Source organism: Streptomyces sp. 2323.1 (assembly GCF_900221035.1).
GTDB classification, from domain to species: Bacteria; Actinomycetota; Actinomycetes; order Streptomycetales; family Streptomycetaceae; genus Streptomyces; species Streptomyces sioyaensis.
This window is the reverse complement of record NZ_LT907981.1, coordinates 1,752,227-1,767,641: the sequence shown is the minus strand read 5'-3', so window position 1 is coordinate 1,767,641 and position 15,415 is coordinate 1,752,227. Positions and strand designations below refer to the sequence as shown.

11 protein-coding genes are annotated in these 15,415 nt (G+C 73.3%); 4 read left to right on the top strand and 7 right to left on the bottom strand.

Annotated elements, in window-relative coordinates; genetic code table 11:
- Window positions 1-111 precede the first annotated feature (111 nt).
- The 3 genes from CPH93_RS07030 to CPH93_RS07020 form a co-directional block, all read right to left on the bottom strand.
- A complete protein-coding gene (locus CPH93_RS07030; RefSeq protein ID WP_096212303.1) occupies window positions 112-771 on the bottom strand; it encodes a 4'-phosphopantetheinyl transferase family protein in 660 nt (219 codons plus the stop codon).
- Window positions 768-1,712, bottom strand: coding sequence for a metallophosphoesterase family protein (locus CPH93_RS07025; protein WP_093489312.1), 945 nt, complete (start codon window positions 1,710-1,712; stop codon window positions 768-770). The genes CPH93_RS07030 and CPH93_RS07025 overlap by 4 nt, the downstream gene beginning before the upstream one ends.
- 64 nt (window positions 1,713-1,776) lie before the next feature.
- Entirely contained in the window at window positions 1,777-3,378 is a 1,602-nt protein-coding gene (locus CPH93_RS07020; protein WP_096215338.1) for a PucR family transcriptional regulator, read from the bottom strand.
- Between the two features lie 226 nt (window positions 3,379-3,604).
- Between CPH93_RS07020 and CPH93_RS07015 the strand changes: the two genes are divergently transcribed.
- The 3 genes from CPH93_RS07015 to CPH93_RS07005 all read left to right on the top strand — a co-directional run bounded on the left by CPH93_RS07015 (window position 3,605) and on the right by CPH93_RS07005 (window position 6,997).
- Window positions 3,605-4,138: a type 1 glutamine amidotransferase domain-containing protein gene (locus tag CPH93_RS07015; protein ID WP_093485981.1), complete on the top strand. Its 534-nt coding sequence runs from the start codon at window positions 3,605-3,607 to the stop codon at window positions 4,136-4,138.
- Between the two features lie 650 nt (window positions 4,139-4,788).
- The gene (locus CPH93_RS07010; protein ID WP_159394971.1) at window positions 4,789-5,580 is read left to right on the top strand and encodes an IPT/TIG domain-containing protein; all 792 of its coding nucleotides are present in this window, start codon (window positions 4,789-4,791) and stop codon (window positions 5,578-5,580) included.
- Window positions 5,581-5,734: 154 nt separating this feature from the next.
- Window positions 5,735-6,997 carry an IPT/TIG domain-containing protein gene (locus CPH93_RS07005; protein WP_096212301.1) on the top strand — a complete coding sequence of 421 codons (1,263 nt, stop codon included), beginning with the start codon at window positions 5,735-5,737 and terminating at the stop codon, window positions 6,995-6,997.
- Between the two features lie 35 nt (window positions 6,998-7,032).
- On the opposite strand, the gene CPH93_RS07000 is transcribed toward CPH93_RS07005, so the two are convergent.
- Window positions 7,033-7,713: a hypothetical protein gene (locus tag CPH93_RS07000; RefSeq protein ID WP_231977211.1), complete on the bottom strand. Its 681-nt coding sequence runs from the start codon at window positions 7,711-7,713 to the stop codon at window positions 7,033-7,035.
- Between the two features lie 341 nt (window positions 7,714-8,054).
- Window positions 8,055-9,836, bottom strand: coding sequence for a malto-oligosyltrehalose trehalohydrolase (gene treZ / locus CPH93_RS06995; protein ID WP_096212300.1), 1,782 nt, complete (start codon window positions 9,834-9,836; stop codon window positions 8,055-8,057).
- A 188-nt stretch (window positions 9,837-10,024) separates the two neighbouring features.
- On the opposite strand from treZ, the gene CPH93_RS06990 reads away from it, so the two are divergent.
- Window positions 10,025-10,570 carry a DUF1707 and FHA domain-containing protein gene (locus CPH93_RS06990; RefSeq protein ID WP_096212299.1) on the top strand — a complete coding sequence of 182 codons (546 nt, stop codon included), beginning with the start codon at window positions 10,025-10,027 and terminating at the stop codon, window positions 10,568-10,570.
- A gap of 58 nt (window positions 10,571-10,628) precedes the next feature.
- Here the strand turns inward: CPH93_RS06990 and otr(A) are convergent, their stop codons facing one another.
- Complete coding sequence (otr(A), locus tag CPH93_RS06985; RefSeq protein ID WP_096212298.1) at window positions 10,629-12,569, bottom strand: tetracycline resistance ribosomal protection protein Otr(A); 1,941 nt, start codon at window positions 12,567-12,569, stop codon at window positions 10,629-10,631.
- Between the two features lie 196 nt (window positions 12,570-12,765).
- On the bottom strand, window positions 12,766-15,222 hold the full coding sequence (treY, locus tag CPH93_RS06980) for a malto-oligosyltrehalose synthase (protein ID WP_096212297.1): 2,457 nt from the start codon (window positions 15,220-15,222) through the stop codon (window positions 12,766-12,768).
- Window positions 15,223-15,415: the final 193 nt, after the last annotated feature.

Sequence of the window (15,415 nt, the reverse complement as noted above, 5' to 3'; positions counted from 1 at the left end):
GTCGGCCCGTCATGGGCGCCGATAGACGCGAAACACGGGTATTGATGCCGTGTTACTTGAGGTGCACACCACCTGTGAGACCGCCGAAGTCCCCCCGCAACCGCCGCCCCCTCAAACCATCACCACAATCCCCGTCACCACCAACCCCGCCCCGATCAGCCAGCGGCCGCTGAATTCGGTGAGTTCTTGGCCGTCGATCACGGGGCCCGGGACGAGGAGGCGGGCGGTGAACGTGGCGTTGGTGGGGTCGAGGGTGAGGTGGGCCTCCTGGAAGTCGAGCCAGCGGTGGGTGAGGGGGTACCACGCCTTGTAGACGCTCTCCTTGGCGCTGAAGATCAGGCGGTCCCAGCAGACCTCGGGCTGCGCTGCGGCCAGCCGAGCGAGCTGGGGGCGTTCCTCGGGGAGGGTGACCAGATCGACCACCCCGGGGTCGTTCACGGGGAGATGGGGCTCGGCGTCCAGGCCGATGGTGCGGACCTCCGCCGAGCGGGCCACCGCGGCGGCGCGATAGCCGTTGCAGTGCGTCATCGCGCCGACGACGCCGGCCGGCCACTGCGGCTCCCGTTTCGGGCCCGGAAGCAGGGGCGCGGGGGCGAACCCCAGCTCGGCCAGGGCGCTGCGGGCGCAGCCGCGTACGGTGCCGAACTCCTTCTGCCGCTTGGGGACGGCCTCGGCCACCAGCGCCCACTCCTCCGGGAACATCTGGGACAGCGGGGCGTCCTGGAAGGCCTCCGCGGTCACGACCGGGGGCGGCAGCAGTTTGTCGATCATGCGGGGGTCCCCGTGGTGTCGCCGGCCGCGGCCGGTACGGGGAGGATCTGGACCGGGCGGCCCGGGGCGCGGGAGCGGCGCTGCCACTCGCGCGGGTAGCCGAGCGACACCTCCTGATGCGGGACGCCGTCGCAGACCAGCAGCCGCGGGATGTGGAGATGGCCGTAGACCACGGCGGCCGCCCGGAACCGGACCGGCCAGTCGGCGGTCGCCTCCGTACCGCACCACAGCGCGAAATCCGGGTACCACAGCGGCTCGGTGGGCTCGCGCACCACCGGCCAGTGGTTGACGAGCACCGTCGGCAGGTCCTCGGGCACGGCGGCGAGCCGGGCCTCGGTGGCGGCCACCCGCGCCCGGCACCACGCCTCTCGCGTCGGATACGGGTCCGGGTGCAGGAAGTGCTCGTCGGTGCACACCACGCCGGCCTTCTCGGCCCGGGCGAGCGCCTCGTGAGTGGACGTCACCCCGGGCTGCCGGAAGCTGTAGTCGTAGAGGAGGAAGAGCGGTGCGATGACGACCGGGCCGCCGTCGCCCTCCCAGACCGGATAGGGGTCCTCGGGGGTCAGGACGCCCAACTCCCGGCAGATGCCGACCAGATGCTCATAGCGCGCCACACCGCGCAGCTGTACGGGGTCGTCGGCCGTCGTCCACAGCTCATGATTGCCGGGCACCCACACCACCTTGGCGAACCGGCTGCTGAGCAGGGCGAGCGCCCAGCGGATGTCGGAGACCCGCTCGCCGATGTCGCCGGCCACCAGCAGCCAGTCGTCGGCGGACTGCGGCTCCAGCCCCTCGACGATGTCGCGGTTCTCCTTGTAGCGGACGTGCAGATCACTGACGGCCACCAGGGCGCCGCGCCCGCCGCCCCGTGCGGGGCGTGCAGGGGGCGCGGTGGCGGGGCCGGCAGTGCCGGGCGTGGGGGTGCGGATCTCGTAAGTCACCCTCGAAGTAAAAACGGTGCCAGGGGGGAGAGTGAAGAGCGGGCGGGAAATGTAGGGGTTCGTGTCATCGGCCCGGCGGTGGGGGAGCGGGCCGGCCGCCGGTCCCGGGGGCGCCGCCACGGCGGATGCGGGTGGCCAGCCAGAGGTCGAAGCGGTCGTCGGGGTCGTCGAGGCGGCGGCCGGTGAGGTCCATGACCTTGTCCAGGCGATTGCGGACGGTGTGCCGGTGGACGCCGAGCCGCCGGCTGGTGGCGTCCCAGGCGCCGCCGGTCTCCAGCCAGGCCGCGAGCGTGGCGGCCAGCTCCTCCCCGTGGTCGGCGAGGTCGAGCGGGCCCAGGACGGTGTCGGCGTAACCGTGCAGCGTACGACGGTCGCCCAGGTCGAGCAGGAGCCGGCTGGCCTGGCTCTGCCGGGCCTGGGCGGGCTCCCCGCTCGCCCGGCTGAGGGCGAGCAGTCCGGCCGCCTGGTGCAGCGACACCCGGACAGCTTCGGGGCCGGCGGCCGGGCCGATACCGGCCGGACGGTGCGGGGCGAAGCGGGCGAGCACCTCGCGGACGTCCAGGTCCTCGCCGGCCACCGCCTCGATGACCGGGCCCGCCGCCCCGTCCACGACCCGGACCAGGCCGCCGGGCAGCGCCAGCGCCAGATCGGCGGCCATCTCCTGCGCGGCGCCCTCCGCGCTCCCCTCCTGCGACGGGTCCGGCCCCGTACGGCCTTCCGCGCCGCCCGGGGCCTCCACCACGACCCCCCGCACCCGCTCGGCGGTCAGTCCCACCGACTGCAGCACGTCCCGGGCCCGGTCGGCGGACGGGTCCTCGTCCGCCAGCAGCTCCGACAGCAGCGCCGACCTGCGGCGCCGCTCCGGCTCATCGCGCAGATGGCGGCGCTCCAGCTCCAGGGAGAGCAGGGAGACCAGGCCCGGGACGACCGACCGGGCGGCGTCGTCCAAGCGGCCGGTGAGCAGCAGCAGCCCGCGCAGCCGCCGGGCCCCCAGCGGCTGCACCTCCAGCTGCTGCCCGGCGGCCGTGCTGGCGGCGCTGCCGCGCAGCCCGTGCGCGGCGACCCGGGCGAGCAGCTCGTGCGCCTGCGCGGGCGGTGTACGGTGCGCCCGCTCGCCGGCCGCCAGCAGCCGCCCCAGCGGGTCGAGCACCGCCGCGCCCACGCCGGTGGCGGCCGTCCACTCCGCCAGCATCGGCCGCAGGCCACCGCCGGTCGCCGCGGCCGTCAGCCGCCGCTGGGTGGCGAAGGCCCGCTGCAGCAGTTCGCGCTGTTCCTGGGCCCGCGCGTCGAAGACCGCTTTGGTGACGGCGATGAACGGCACCCCGTCCGGCACCGTCAGCAGCGGCAGCCCGGCCTCCTCCGCCGCCCGCACCAGCGGCTCCGGCGCCTCCTGATACGGCAGCCCCTGCCCCAGCCCGAGCGCCAGACACGCCGCCCCGCCCTCGGCCACATCCCGGACGTACGCCCGGCACGCGGCCGGCTCCCTCGGCAGCAACAGCCCGATGGTCATGAGGAGTTCGCCGCCCTGCAGCCACTTCCCCGGCGCCGGCAGATCCGAGACCGTCGCCGCCTCGACCGTGCGGGCCAGCAGGTGCGGCGGCACGTCGTAGGTGACGGACAGATCGAGGTCGGGCCGGGCCAGGAGGTCGGAGAGATGCAGGGGCATGTACACAGTGTCCAGCACATTTGCCGGGAGTGGACGATCGGGCGAGCGGGAGGGCCGGTGAGCGCGCGTTTCCCAGGGCGCCGGACGGCCTCGGGAGCGCCTGTCGGGCCCGGTCCGCGGGGCCCGGCTCGGCAAAGAAGTGCCCGGCGCTCCGGGCCGTTATGGTCGAGAAGTGGGAGCGGGGGCTTCCTCGCTCCCCGACCCGACGAAGGGACGTGAACGCAGTATGCAGGCGGCGTTTCTGGTGGCCCCGGAGGGCACCGAAGAGGTGGAGCTGACCCAGCCCTGGCAGGCGGTGGTCGCCGCGGGCGGCGGCCCGACGCTGGTCTCCACCCACACGGGAAAGGTGCAGGCGTTTCATCACCTGGACAGGGCGGCCACCTTCCCCGTCGATCTGACGGTGGACGAGGCCACCGCGGCGGACTTCGACGGTCTGGTGCTGCCCGGCGGCGTGGCCAACCCGGATGCGCTGCGCCTGGACCCGCGGGCCGTGGCGTTCATCAAGTCGTTCTTCGACGCCGGAAAGCCGGTGGCCGCCATCTGCCATGCACCGTGGACGCTCGTCGAGGCCGATGTGGTGCGTGGCCGCACCCTGACCTCCTGGCCGAGCCTGCGGACCGACATCCGCAACGCGGGCGGCACCTGGGTCGACGAGCAGGTCAAGATCTGCAACGCCGGACCGAACACCCTGATCACCAGCCGCAGGCCCGCGGACCTGGAGGCCTTCTGCGCGGCGTTCGTCTCGGAGTTCTCGCACTAGGTCTGCGCCCGGCACTCCGCCCACTGAACGACGAACTGGCCATGAACTGACGACGAGCTGAGCGACGACCTGACGAAGAACTGAACGGCGAGCCGACAGGGCGCGCACCGGCGTAACGCGCAGCACGGTTCCCGCTGTTGCCCCGCCCCCTCGTGTCGAACGACCCCGGCCCCGCACCCCGCCACCTCCCAAGAGGCGGTGGACAATCCCGGGTGCAGAATCGGCCCTCGGCCCTGCTCACGTGCGCACATATACCGTCGGCGGGCGGGCGGTTGAGGCCGTCCGCCCGTTTTTCGGCGGCCTTATCGGCTGGAAAAAAATGGGCACGGGCCGGGGCGCGCAACGGCGGAGGGGGTCGGTTAAGTAACCCTTACCCTATTTACCTATCAAGCCTTTGTTGCGCCAATTTCACCTGTCGCCTCCTTCACCCCTTGGCTTTAATCAATCGAGGAGATTGACGCCGCCCTGTATGCGGGACCGCGTTGATTCACACGGGACGACCCGTCCCAGGTGCCCGCCCAACGGGTCGTCACATGGTCGTCACATGCCCTTCCCGCCCCCACTGGGACCTCCCATGCGTTGCGGACGGGGTCAGCCACGGCCTGCTCTGTCCATCCCTGGCAGGGCGGCACATTCGAAGGAGAAAGTTCATGGCAACCATCACCTCGTTAGTGGACACCACGACCACCACCAACCAGGGCAAACCCGGGGACACCGTCCAGATCAACGGAACCGGTATGTCCACCACCACGAGGGTGAACTTCGGTGCGGCGTCGGTCACCCCGGCAAGTGTCACCGCCACCCTGGTCACTTTCGTGGTGCCCAGTACGGCGCCGTGCTCCGGTCAGGTCTCCGTCAGCGTCACCAGCAGTGCCGGCGCCACCAGCAACGCGCTGCCGTTCTTCGTCATCGCCACGCCGACCACCACGGGGCTGAGCGTCACTTGCGTATCGGCCGCCACGGGCGGCTCGGTGACGCTGTTCGGCACCAACTTCCTCTCCGGAACACAGGTCGGGGTGGGCACCGTCGGCAACGTGGCCGTCACCCCCACCCAGTCGAGCCAGGTCACCTTCACCGCGCCGGCCAACCCGGGCCAGGTCGCTACGGTGTCGACCCAGCCGGTGACCATCACCACCGCCGGCGGAACCAGCGCCTCGGGCACCACCCTGATCGATTACTACCTCGCGCCGGCCATCACCTCGGTGCTGCCCACGTCGGGCACGGCGGGAGATCAGATCACCGTCAACGGGACCGCTTTCGTCGGCGTCGACGCGGTCACCTTCACCGACAGCACCGCCGCCACCGCTACCGTCGTCCCCACCCCGGTGAGCGGCACCCAACTCGTCGCCACCGTGCCCGGCGGGCTCGCCACCGGCGCCGGGACCATCACGGTCCACACCTGCGGCGGCAACTCCAACGCCCAGGCCTTCACCATCACCTGATCGTCGGGGACGACCGGCACCGACGGCACGACCACCACGTCGCCGCCCGTCCGCAGCGCGTGACGCGGACGGGCGGCGACGCCTCCGCCCCGGCCGACGACCGCGGGCCACGGGGCGGGACCGCCCCGGGCGGCACGAGAAGGAGAAGAGCATCATGGCCCCCGTTGTGACCGGCGTCAGCCCCAACCAAGGTGCTCCCGAAGGCAATACCGCCGTCACCATCACCGGCTCCGGCTTCACCGGCGCCACGCTGGTCAGGTTCGGCCCCACCCCCACCAACTTCGTCCTCGTCAGCGATACGCAGATCACGGCGAGGACGCCCGCAGGGACCGGCACGGTCACCGTCACCGTCACGGCACCGACCGGGACCAGCACCCAGAATGTGCTCTTCACCTACACCACCGTCGCAGCCCCCGTACTCACCACCCTCAGTCCCCCTTCGGGCCCCACCTCGGGCGGCAATGCCGTCACCCTCAATGGCATCAATCTTGCCGGCGTGACCTCGGTGAATTTCGGGGCCAACTCGGCGACCGTGTTGAGTAATACCGCTTCTCAGGTCGTGGTGATTGCCCCTGCGGGGTTGCCGTCGTCTGTCACGGTGACGGTGACGACGGTGGGTGGTACGAGTAATTCCCTTGTTTACACGTACGTTGCTGCTGCTGTTCCGGTCATCAGTGGTCTGAGTCCTGGTTCGGGTCCGGTATCGGGCGGAAATCTCGTCACGGTCAGCGGCAGCAATCTTTCCGGAGCGATCTCGGTGAAATTCGGAAACAACCCGGCGACCGTTCTCAGCAACACCGCTACGCAGATCGTCGTCAGCGCGCCCGCCGGGCCGCCGTCCGCCACCACGGTCACGGTCTCCACGGCCGGCGGCACCAGCAACCCCCTGCCGTACGTCTACGTCGCCGCGCCCACCATCAACGAGCTGTCCGCGCACCTCGGCCCGGACACCGGCGGCAACACCGTCGCCGTCTTCGGCAGCAATCTGACCCTCGCCGGCGCGGTGAGCTTCGGGGGGAATCCGGCCACCGTCCTCCATGTGGTCTCCGACAGCCAGTTGACCGTCACCGCTCCGGCCGGTGCGGGCACGGTCGTCGTCACCGTCACCACACCGGGCGGGACCAGCACGGCGGCCACCGGGAATCCGTACTACACGTATCTGGCGGCGCCCGTCCTGACCGGTCTCATCCCCTCCCATGGCCCCGATTTCGGGGGCGACGCGATCGTGCTGGGCGGCAGCAGCCTCACCTACACCGACGCGGTGACCTTCGGCGGCGTCCCGGCCTCGTTCTCGGCGATCTCCGACGCCCAGGTGGTTGCGACCTCCCCGGGCGGAGCGGCCGGCACGGTGAACGTCGTCGCGCACACCCCGGCCGGGAACAGCAACGCCCTGCCGTATGTCTACGACCCGTCCTGAGCCCCACTGCGGTGAGACGGCGGCAGGGCCCGTCTTCAGCAGGCGGGGGAAACCGGAGGCAGGGCGCCGCAATTGGCCGGGATGTTGCCGACGACCGGGCTGCCGGTCAGCGTCACCGTGCCGGCGTTGGTGAAGATGCCGCCGCCGGCGACGCTTGCGGTGTTCCCGGTGACGGTGCTGCCGGTGAGCGTCAGGGCACCGTCGGTGTAGAGGCCGCCGCCGTAGGACGCCTTGCTGCCGCTGACCGTGCTGCTGTTGAGGGTCACCGTGCCGCCGAGGTTGGCGATGCCCCCTCCCACCCCGAGGCCGGCGTCACCCCCGCTGACGGTGACGGTGGTCATGCTGAGCCGGCCGTTGGCACCCGGGACTTGAGACGGGCCGTCGACCTCGAAGATCCGGAAAGCCGGCGCGCCCGGGGCCCGGGTGATCTGGGTGAGAAAGCCGGTCATGGAGATCGCGGTGGTGATGTTCGGCAGCCCCGCCGGGTGTCCGGCGCCGCCCGAACTGTGGGCGCTGGTCAGGGTGTACGTACACAGGGCGGCGAGGGTCAGGTTGCCGCCTCCGGCAGCGTTGGCCGTGTTGATCGCATCGGCCAGCGCCGACTCACCGCACGGCACCTGGATCGGGAGCGCGGCGTGGGCGGCGGGAGCGGACAGCAAGGCCAGCGGAAGCACGGCTGTCGCCAGCAGCGATCGCACAACAAGGATGGCTCGCAAGACGTCCTCCTCGGACGGAGTTGAGCCACCTCACCAGCCGACGCCCGGGTCGGCGCCGGTTGGCGGAACCTCCGCCAGGCGACGCCGTGCTGATCGAAGCCGGGTCCGCTCACCAGTGGACCGGCTGCCGCCTCTCCCCAGCGGAGGGAGGGGCGGCCCACCTGGTAGGAGCACCAGTAACCCAGCCGAGGGGGCCCCGCACAAGGGAGGCTGACAGCCCTTCACCTTTTCAGCCGAGCGTGTGACAGGGGCGAGTGCCGCGATTCGACCGAGCCCCGATCGTGATTGCCGCGACGCTCTCCGGCCGCAGCGGCACTCCGCGGTCGCACCCGGCGCCCGTGCTACGGCCCCAGCACCACCGCCGACTCCGGGGGCAGCCGCACCACCCCGTCCGCCCCGGGGAGCCGGGCCGCGGGCCAGCCGGCCAGGGCCTGCAGCCGGGTCCCGCCCCGCGCCGCGTCGTCGACGGGGATGGCGGCCGTGGCGTCCCGCGCGAGATTGACCGCCACCCGGAGCGGGCCGCGCCGCAGCAGCAGCCAGCGGGCCTGCTCGTCGAAGCGGACGGCGGTGTGGCGCGGATCCGGATCGGTCAGCGGGGGCAGCTCATGGCGCAGCGCCAGCAGCGTGCGGTGCCAGGCCAGCAGCGCGGAATGCGGCTTCCGGGACGGCTGGGTCCAGTCCAGGACGCAGCGGTCGCGGGTCGCCGGGTCCTGCGGATCGGGCCAGTCCCCGGCCTCTCCGGCCCATTCGTGCGCCGCGAACTCGCGCCGGCGCCCGGCCCGTACCGCCTCCGCCAGCTCCGGGTCCGGGTGCGAGGTGAAGTACTGCCACGGGGTGGTCGCCCCCCACTCCTCGCCCATGAACAGCATCGGCGTGAACGGTGAGCACAGCACGAGGGTGGCGGCGCAGGCGAGCAGGCCGGGGGAGAGTCCGGCGGCCAGCCGGTCGCCGAGTGCGCGGTTGCCGACCTGGTCGTGCGTCTGCGCGTAGGCCAGCAGGCGGTACGCGGGCGTCACCCGCAGGTCGAGGGGCGCGCCGTGCGCCCGGCCGCGGAAGGCGGAATACGTCCCGTCGTGGAAGAAGCCACCGGTCAGCGTCTTGGCGAGGGCGGCGAGCGGGGCGCGCGCGAAGTCGGCGTAGTAGCCCTGGGATTCGCCGGTGAGCGCGGTGTGCAGGCTGTGGTGGAAGTCGTCGTTCCACTGGGCGTGCAGACCGTGCCCGTCGTGCTCCCGCGGCGCGGTGGTGCCCGGATCGTTGAGATCGGACTCGGCGACCAGGAACAGCGGGCGTCCCAGCTGCCCGGCCAGCCCGTCGACCGCGGCGGACAGTTGGGCCAGGAAGTGCGGGGCGTTGTCGTCGTGCAGCGCATGGATGGCGTCCAGCCGCAGTCCGTCGAGCCGGAAGTCCCGCAGCCAGGAGAGCGCGCTGCCCAGGAAGTAGCTGCGTACCTCGGCGGAGCTGGGGGCGTCGAGATTGACCGCCGCGCCCCAGGGGGTGTGATGGGTGTCGGTGAAGTACGGCCCGAACGCCGGGAGAGGGTTGCCGGACGGGCCGAGGTGGTTGAGCACCACATCGAGCAGCACCCCCAGACCGTGGCCGTGCGCGGCGTCCACGAACTGCTTGAGCCCGTCCGGCCCGCCGTAGGGCTCGTGCACCGCCCAGGGCGCGACGCCGTCGTACCCCCAGCCGTGGTGGCCGGGGAAGGGGCAGACCGGCATCAGGGAGATATGGGTGATGCCCAGGTCGGCGAGGTGGCGCAGTCGTTCGGCGGCGGCGCGGAAGGTGCCCTCGGGGGTGAAGGTGCCCAGGTGCAGCTCGTAGAGCACCGCGCCGGGCAGCGGGCGGCCGGGCCAGGGGTGCTGCCACCGGAACCGGTCGTGCTCGACGACCGCACCCGGCCCGCCGGGGCCGTCCGGCAGCCGGACGGCCCGCGGATCGGGGAGCGGCGGCCCGTCGTCGAGCCGGAAGGCGTACCGGTCGCCGTCGCGCGCCGGGGCCTCGGCGCGCCACCACCCCGCACGGCCGGGGTCGCGCTCCAGCACGACCGCCGGCTCCCCGGCCCGGTCCCCCGCCCACTGGAGAGCGACTCGTCCGGCCCTCGGCGCCCACACCTCGAACAGCACGGCCGTCCTCCTTCGTTCGCGGTCCCGACGAAGAAAGCATGCCCGCGCGCCGCCCGGCAGCCCCGTGTTGCGACACGGGCCCACCTCGCGCTCTCCCGCGTGCCGCTGTGGTGACCCGGCCCCCACCTGCACCGTCCCCGCGGCAACACCGCCTGGACAGCGGCTCGCGGTGGCCCGAGAATCGCGGTATGACTTCGCTCGAGTTCCCTGCGCGCCCGACGCGCCCGTCGGATGCGGACCGGGAACGCGCTCTTGATCTGCTGCGCGACGGCGCGGCGCAGGGACGGCTGTCCCAGGACACCTTTCTGCGGCGACTGGAACTCGTCCTCACCGCCCAGCAGCAGTCCGAACTCGATGTGGTCACCGCAGACTTGGCCGACCGCGGCAAGGTCCAGGGCACCGTCCTGCGGATGGTGGGCCGGGCCTCGGCGTTCCACATCCGGGTGCGCCGCGCCTGGCGCAGGGAGCGGCTGCCGAAGCTGCTGCTGCCCGAGCCGGGCCCGCTCCCGCTGCTCATCGGGCGGGCGCCCGGTGTGGGCCTGCGCCTCAACCACGACACGGTCTCCCGCGCGCACGCCGAACTCCGCAGCGCCGGCAAAGGCTGGCTGCTGCGCGACCTCGGTTCCACCAACGGGACCTGCGTCAACGGCCGGCGGGTGGTGGGTGAGGTGCCGGTCGGCCCCGGCGATCACATCACGTTCGGCCAGGTGGACTACGTCCTGACGGAGCGGTGAGCGGCGGCGCGGCCGGACCGCGCCGCTACCGCCCCGGCGCGCGGCCGCCCGCGACCCCTCACCCGCCCCCGCCCCGCCGCACCGGCCGGTCGCCCGACGGGTACGACATCCACACCCCTTCGCCGTGCGTCAGTCCGGGCAACCTCCGCTGGATCTCCTGGACGTGACGGGCCGGGACCGCGCCGCTGACCAGCCAGGAGTGCACGCCGCCGGAGGTCTCGGCGAGCTCGGCGCCCAGTGCCGCGAGCCGGGCGGTCACCGCGGCCAGCGCGGTCAGCGGGACCTCGGCCTCGAACGCGTGGTACGGCTCGTAGACCCGGGTGCCGGCCCGCTCCAGCGCCCGCCGCAGCACCGGGCCGGTGACCGTACGGAAGTCCCCGGCGGTGCTGACCGGGCCGATGAAGCCGGAACGGGTCAGCACCACCCGGCAGTCCGTCACCGCCAGCCCCTGCGGCCCGCACTGCAGGGTTGCCAGGGCGGTCTCCTCGATGGCCTGGTGGAAGCCGTGCGGCAGCGCGCCCAGTTCGGTCTCGTAGGTGAAGACCGGCCCCGAGCCGCGGGCGCCCGGCTCCACCCGGAGCCCGACCGTGGCCCAGGGACCGGTGTGGCCGAATCGGGCGATCTCCTGGCACGCCTCGCCGACCCCGGACGGCCGCTCCACGCACACCACCCGGCTCGGCGTGAACTCGGCCTCGATGCCGTACTCCTGGTGCAGGGTGGCCGCGAGGATCTCCTTCTGCACCTCGCCGTGCAGCAGCACCGAGGTCGCCCCGTCCGGCGCGGGGCGCGCCTGGAGCAGCGGGTCCTGGTCGGCGAGCGTCAGCAGCGCGCCGCGCAGTGCGGCGGCACGGGCCGGACGGCGGGCCCGGACCAGGGTTTCGAGGGTGGGGGAGCCGAACAGCGCCGGCCCGGCCGCGGTGTCGTCGGCCGGGCCGAGCCGGTCGCCGGTCCGGATGCCGGGCAGCCCGCGGAGCACCGCGATATTGCCCGCGGTGAGCGGCCCGGTGTCCCCGGGCGGCCGGCCGATGACCTCCAGCGAGGTGATCCGGCCGGTCACGGAGGCGGCCGCCCCGTCGGCCCCAGTCCGGTGCAGCGTGATCTGCTGCCGCGGCCGCAACTCGCCGTCGTAGAGCCGGACATGGGCCGTCCGCTCGCCGTGCGGCGGCTGGTGGACGGCGAAGACCGTCCCCCGCGGCTCGGTGCCCGTCCCGGCCGGCGCCGGCGGGAGCAGCCGGACGATGCCCTCGACGAGCGCCCCGACGCCCTGGCCGCCGAGCGCGGAGCCGAAGTACACCGGATGCAGCGAGCCGTCGGCGGTCCGGGCGGCCAGCGCCGCACGGAGCCGGTCCGCGGTCAGCGGCCCGTCCTCCTGCGCCTGCCCTCCGGGTGCCGCGCCGACCAGCTGCGCCAGGACCGACTCGTCGGCCTCGGCCACCGTTTCGGCGATCCGCGCACGGATCAGCGGGTCCTCCAGGTCGTACGGCACCGAGCCGGCCCGTGCGGTGCCGAGGCCGGTCACGGAGGTCATCGGGACGGGCACCGGCGCCAGCAGCCGCCGGATGTCCGCGAGCAGCGCCTCGTCCCGGGCGCCGGTCCGGTCGATCTTGTTGACGAACAGCAGGGTGGGCAGCCGCAGCCGCCGCAGCGTCTTCATCAGTACCCGGGTGCGGGCCTGGACGCCCTCCACTGCGGACAGCAGCAGCACGGCGCCGTCGAGGACCCCCAGGGCGCGTTCGACCTCGGCGATGAAATCGGCATGGCCGGGGGTGTCGATGAGGTTGATCCGGACCTCGCCGACGGTGAAGGAGGCGACGGCCGAGCGGATGGTGATGCCGCGCAGGCGCTCCAGCGCGCCGGTGTCCGTACAGGTGTCACCGGCGTCGACGCTGCCGAGCCGGCCGATGGCACCGGAGTCGAACAGCAGCCGCTCGGTGAGGCTGGTCTTACCCGCGTCGACGTGGGCGAGAATCCCGATGTTCAGGGTGTGCGAAGAAGGCATGGAAGGTGAAGTCCTCAAGAACTGTCGTCCGGTCGGGGCGATGAGTAGTTCCGAGGAATCCGCGCATTCCGTTGCTCCTGTTCAGGGAATTCGGTCGTACGGGGCCATGCTGCCAGCCGTGCGGGAGCCCGCAACCGAATTTCCCGGCGGCGGGGCGGAGGGCGGACCACGCCCCGAGCCCCCGCCCGACGAGGCGTCACTCCCGCACGAACAAGGCCACCGGTGACTCGGCCAGCAACTCGTTCAGCCCCACCACCGAGCCCTGCGGCAGCGTGCGGCCGGTCAGCTGCTCGCGCCAGGGGCCGCCGGGCGGGAGCCGCAGCAGGGTGTCCCACCAGCCGCCGGTCTCCACCAGTCGCAGCGACAGCCGGGTCACCACCGTCAGCACCCGCCGGCTGCGGCAGAACGCCACACAGTGCTCGGCCGCCGGGCCCTCCGCGTACACCGGGTCGTACGACGCCTCGGCGCCGAACCACTGCGGCCGGTCCCGCCGCAGGCGCAGGGCCGCAGCGGTCAGCCGGAGCTTCTCACCGGACAGATCGCGCGGTGCGGCCCCGCCGTCCAGCGCGTCGAGCAGCTCCGGCTGAAAACGGGCCGGGCGCCGGTTGTCCGGGTCGACCAGCGCCGGATGGACGAGTTCGGTGCCCTGGTAGAGGTCGGGCACGCCCGGCATGGTCAGCTGCAGCAGCGCCGCACCCAGCACATTCGCCCGGATGAACGGCGCGAGCTCCTCCGCCAGCGCGGCGAGCGGGGCGGCCGCGGGACCGCCGGGGCCGCTGCGTACGAACTCCTCGACGGCCTCCTCGTAGGCCGTGTCCGGCTCCGTCCACGAGGTGCGCAGCCCGGCCTCCCGCACCGCCTTGAGGACCGCGGGGACCACCCGGTCCGCCGCCGGTCCGTCGGCCGGTGTCCCGAGGCCGAACGCGGTCTGCCACGCCAGCCAGGACACCATCGGATCCCGCGGACCGGCACCGCCCACCAGGTCACCCCCGGCCTCGCACACCGCCCCGGGGATGGCGCCCAGGACGTCCCGCCACTGGTCCGGGCACTCCGACAGCACCGCGATCCGCGCCCGTACATCGGCGCTGCGTTTGGTGTCGTGCGTGGAGAGCACCGTGCCGGCTGCGGGCCGGTCCCGCTGCATCCGGGCGCAGTACGCGTGGAACGCCGCGGGGGTGAGCGCCGGGTCGCCGGGGTCGCCGCCGACCTCGCAGGCCGACAGCAGCACCGGATAGCGGTAGAAGGCGGTGTCCTCCACGGATTTGGCGTGCAGCGCGGAGGCGGTCTGGGCGAACCGGGCGGTGAAGTCGGCGCAGTCCGCGGTGGCGTCGTCCGGGCCGTCGGTGAGCCGGCCGAGGGCCAGCTCGTGGATCAGGTCCACCGCCCGGGCCTCTTCGGGCACCCGGAAGGCGGTGCGCGCCTGCGCGGCCGCCGGGCCCAGCAACGCCTCGTTGTGCGCGGCCTGCTCCGGCTCGGCGGCGTAGGGACGGTAGACCGGCAGCCGCACCAGCAGTTCGCGCAGGGCGTGCCGCAGCGCCCACGGTGCATGGTCGCCCGGCTCCGGCCGGCGCGCGCTGATCCGGGCCGCGGTCCGCACCAGCCGCTCGACCTCCGCGGACAGATCGTGGGTGACGACCTCGTACGCGGCCCGGCGCACCGTCTCCTCCCAGTCGCCGCCCTCGTCGGCCAGCGGGGTGACGAAGTCCCGGTAGTGGGAGAACAGCCGCCCCGAGCCCTGCGGGCAGACGAACAGCCCGTCGATGTGCCGCAGGGCGTCATAGCCCGTGGTGCCCGCGCAGGCCCAGCCCGCCGGCAGCTGCTCGTCGCCGGTGAGGATCTTCTCCACCACCGTCCAGCGGCCGCCGGTCCGCTCGTGCAGCCGCTCCAGATAGCCGCCGGGGTCCACCAGCCCGTCCGGGTGGTCGATGCGCAGCCCGTCGATGACGCCGTCGTGCAGCAGCCGCAGCACCGTGCCATGGGTGGCCTCGAAGACCTCGGGGTCCTCGGCGCGGACCCCGATCAGCTCCGAAATGGTGAAGAACCGGCGGTAGTTCAGCTCGCTGCGGGCCAGCCGCCACCAGGCGAGGCGGTACCACTGGGCGTCCAGGAGGCGGGCCGGCGGCAGCCCCTCCGTACCGGGGCGCAGCGGGAAGGTGTGCCCGTGGTAGCGCAGCACCTCGCCGTCGACGCGCAGGTGCCGGATCTCGTCGCCGAGCCGGCCGGCGAGCAGCGGCAGCAGCAGCCGGCCGCCGTGTCCCGCGTCCCAGTCGATGTCGAACCACCGGGCGTACGGGGACGCCGGGCCGTCCCGCAGCACCTGCCACAGCGGCCCGTTCAGGGACACCGGCTCCGGCACGGCCATATGGTTCGGCACGAGGTCGACGACCAGCCCGAGACCGTGCGACCGGGCCGTCGCCGCCAGCGCCCGCAGCCCCGCCTCACCGCCCAGCTCGGCCCGTACCGTCGCATGATCGACCACGTCGTAGCCGTGCGTGGACCCCGGCACCGACTCCAGCACCGGCGAGAGGTGCAGGTGGGAGACGCCGAGTGCGGCCAGATACGGCACCGCCCGCTCCGCGGCGGCGAACGGGAAGTCCGGCTGGAGCTGCAGCCGGTAGGTGGCGGTCGGCGACGGACTCGATGGCTGCGTCATGGGAACACCCGTACCCCGCTGACGGCCCGTTGTGTCATCTGCTTCCGGCATTGGTGTCGGGCGGCCCGGCGCGCCGGAGGACCCGCGGCCCCGGGCGCGCCGCCGGCCCGCGCTAGGGGCTGTCCGGCGGATCATGGCCGGGTCCGCGACTCCCCCAGCTACCGCTGGGAGGTGCCCCCAGGCACGGCGCCTC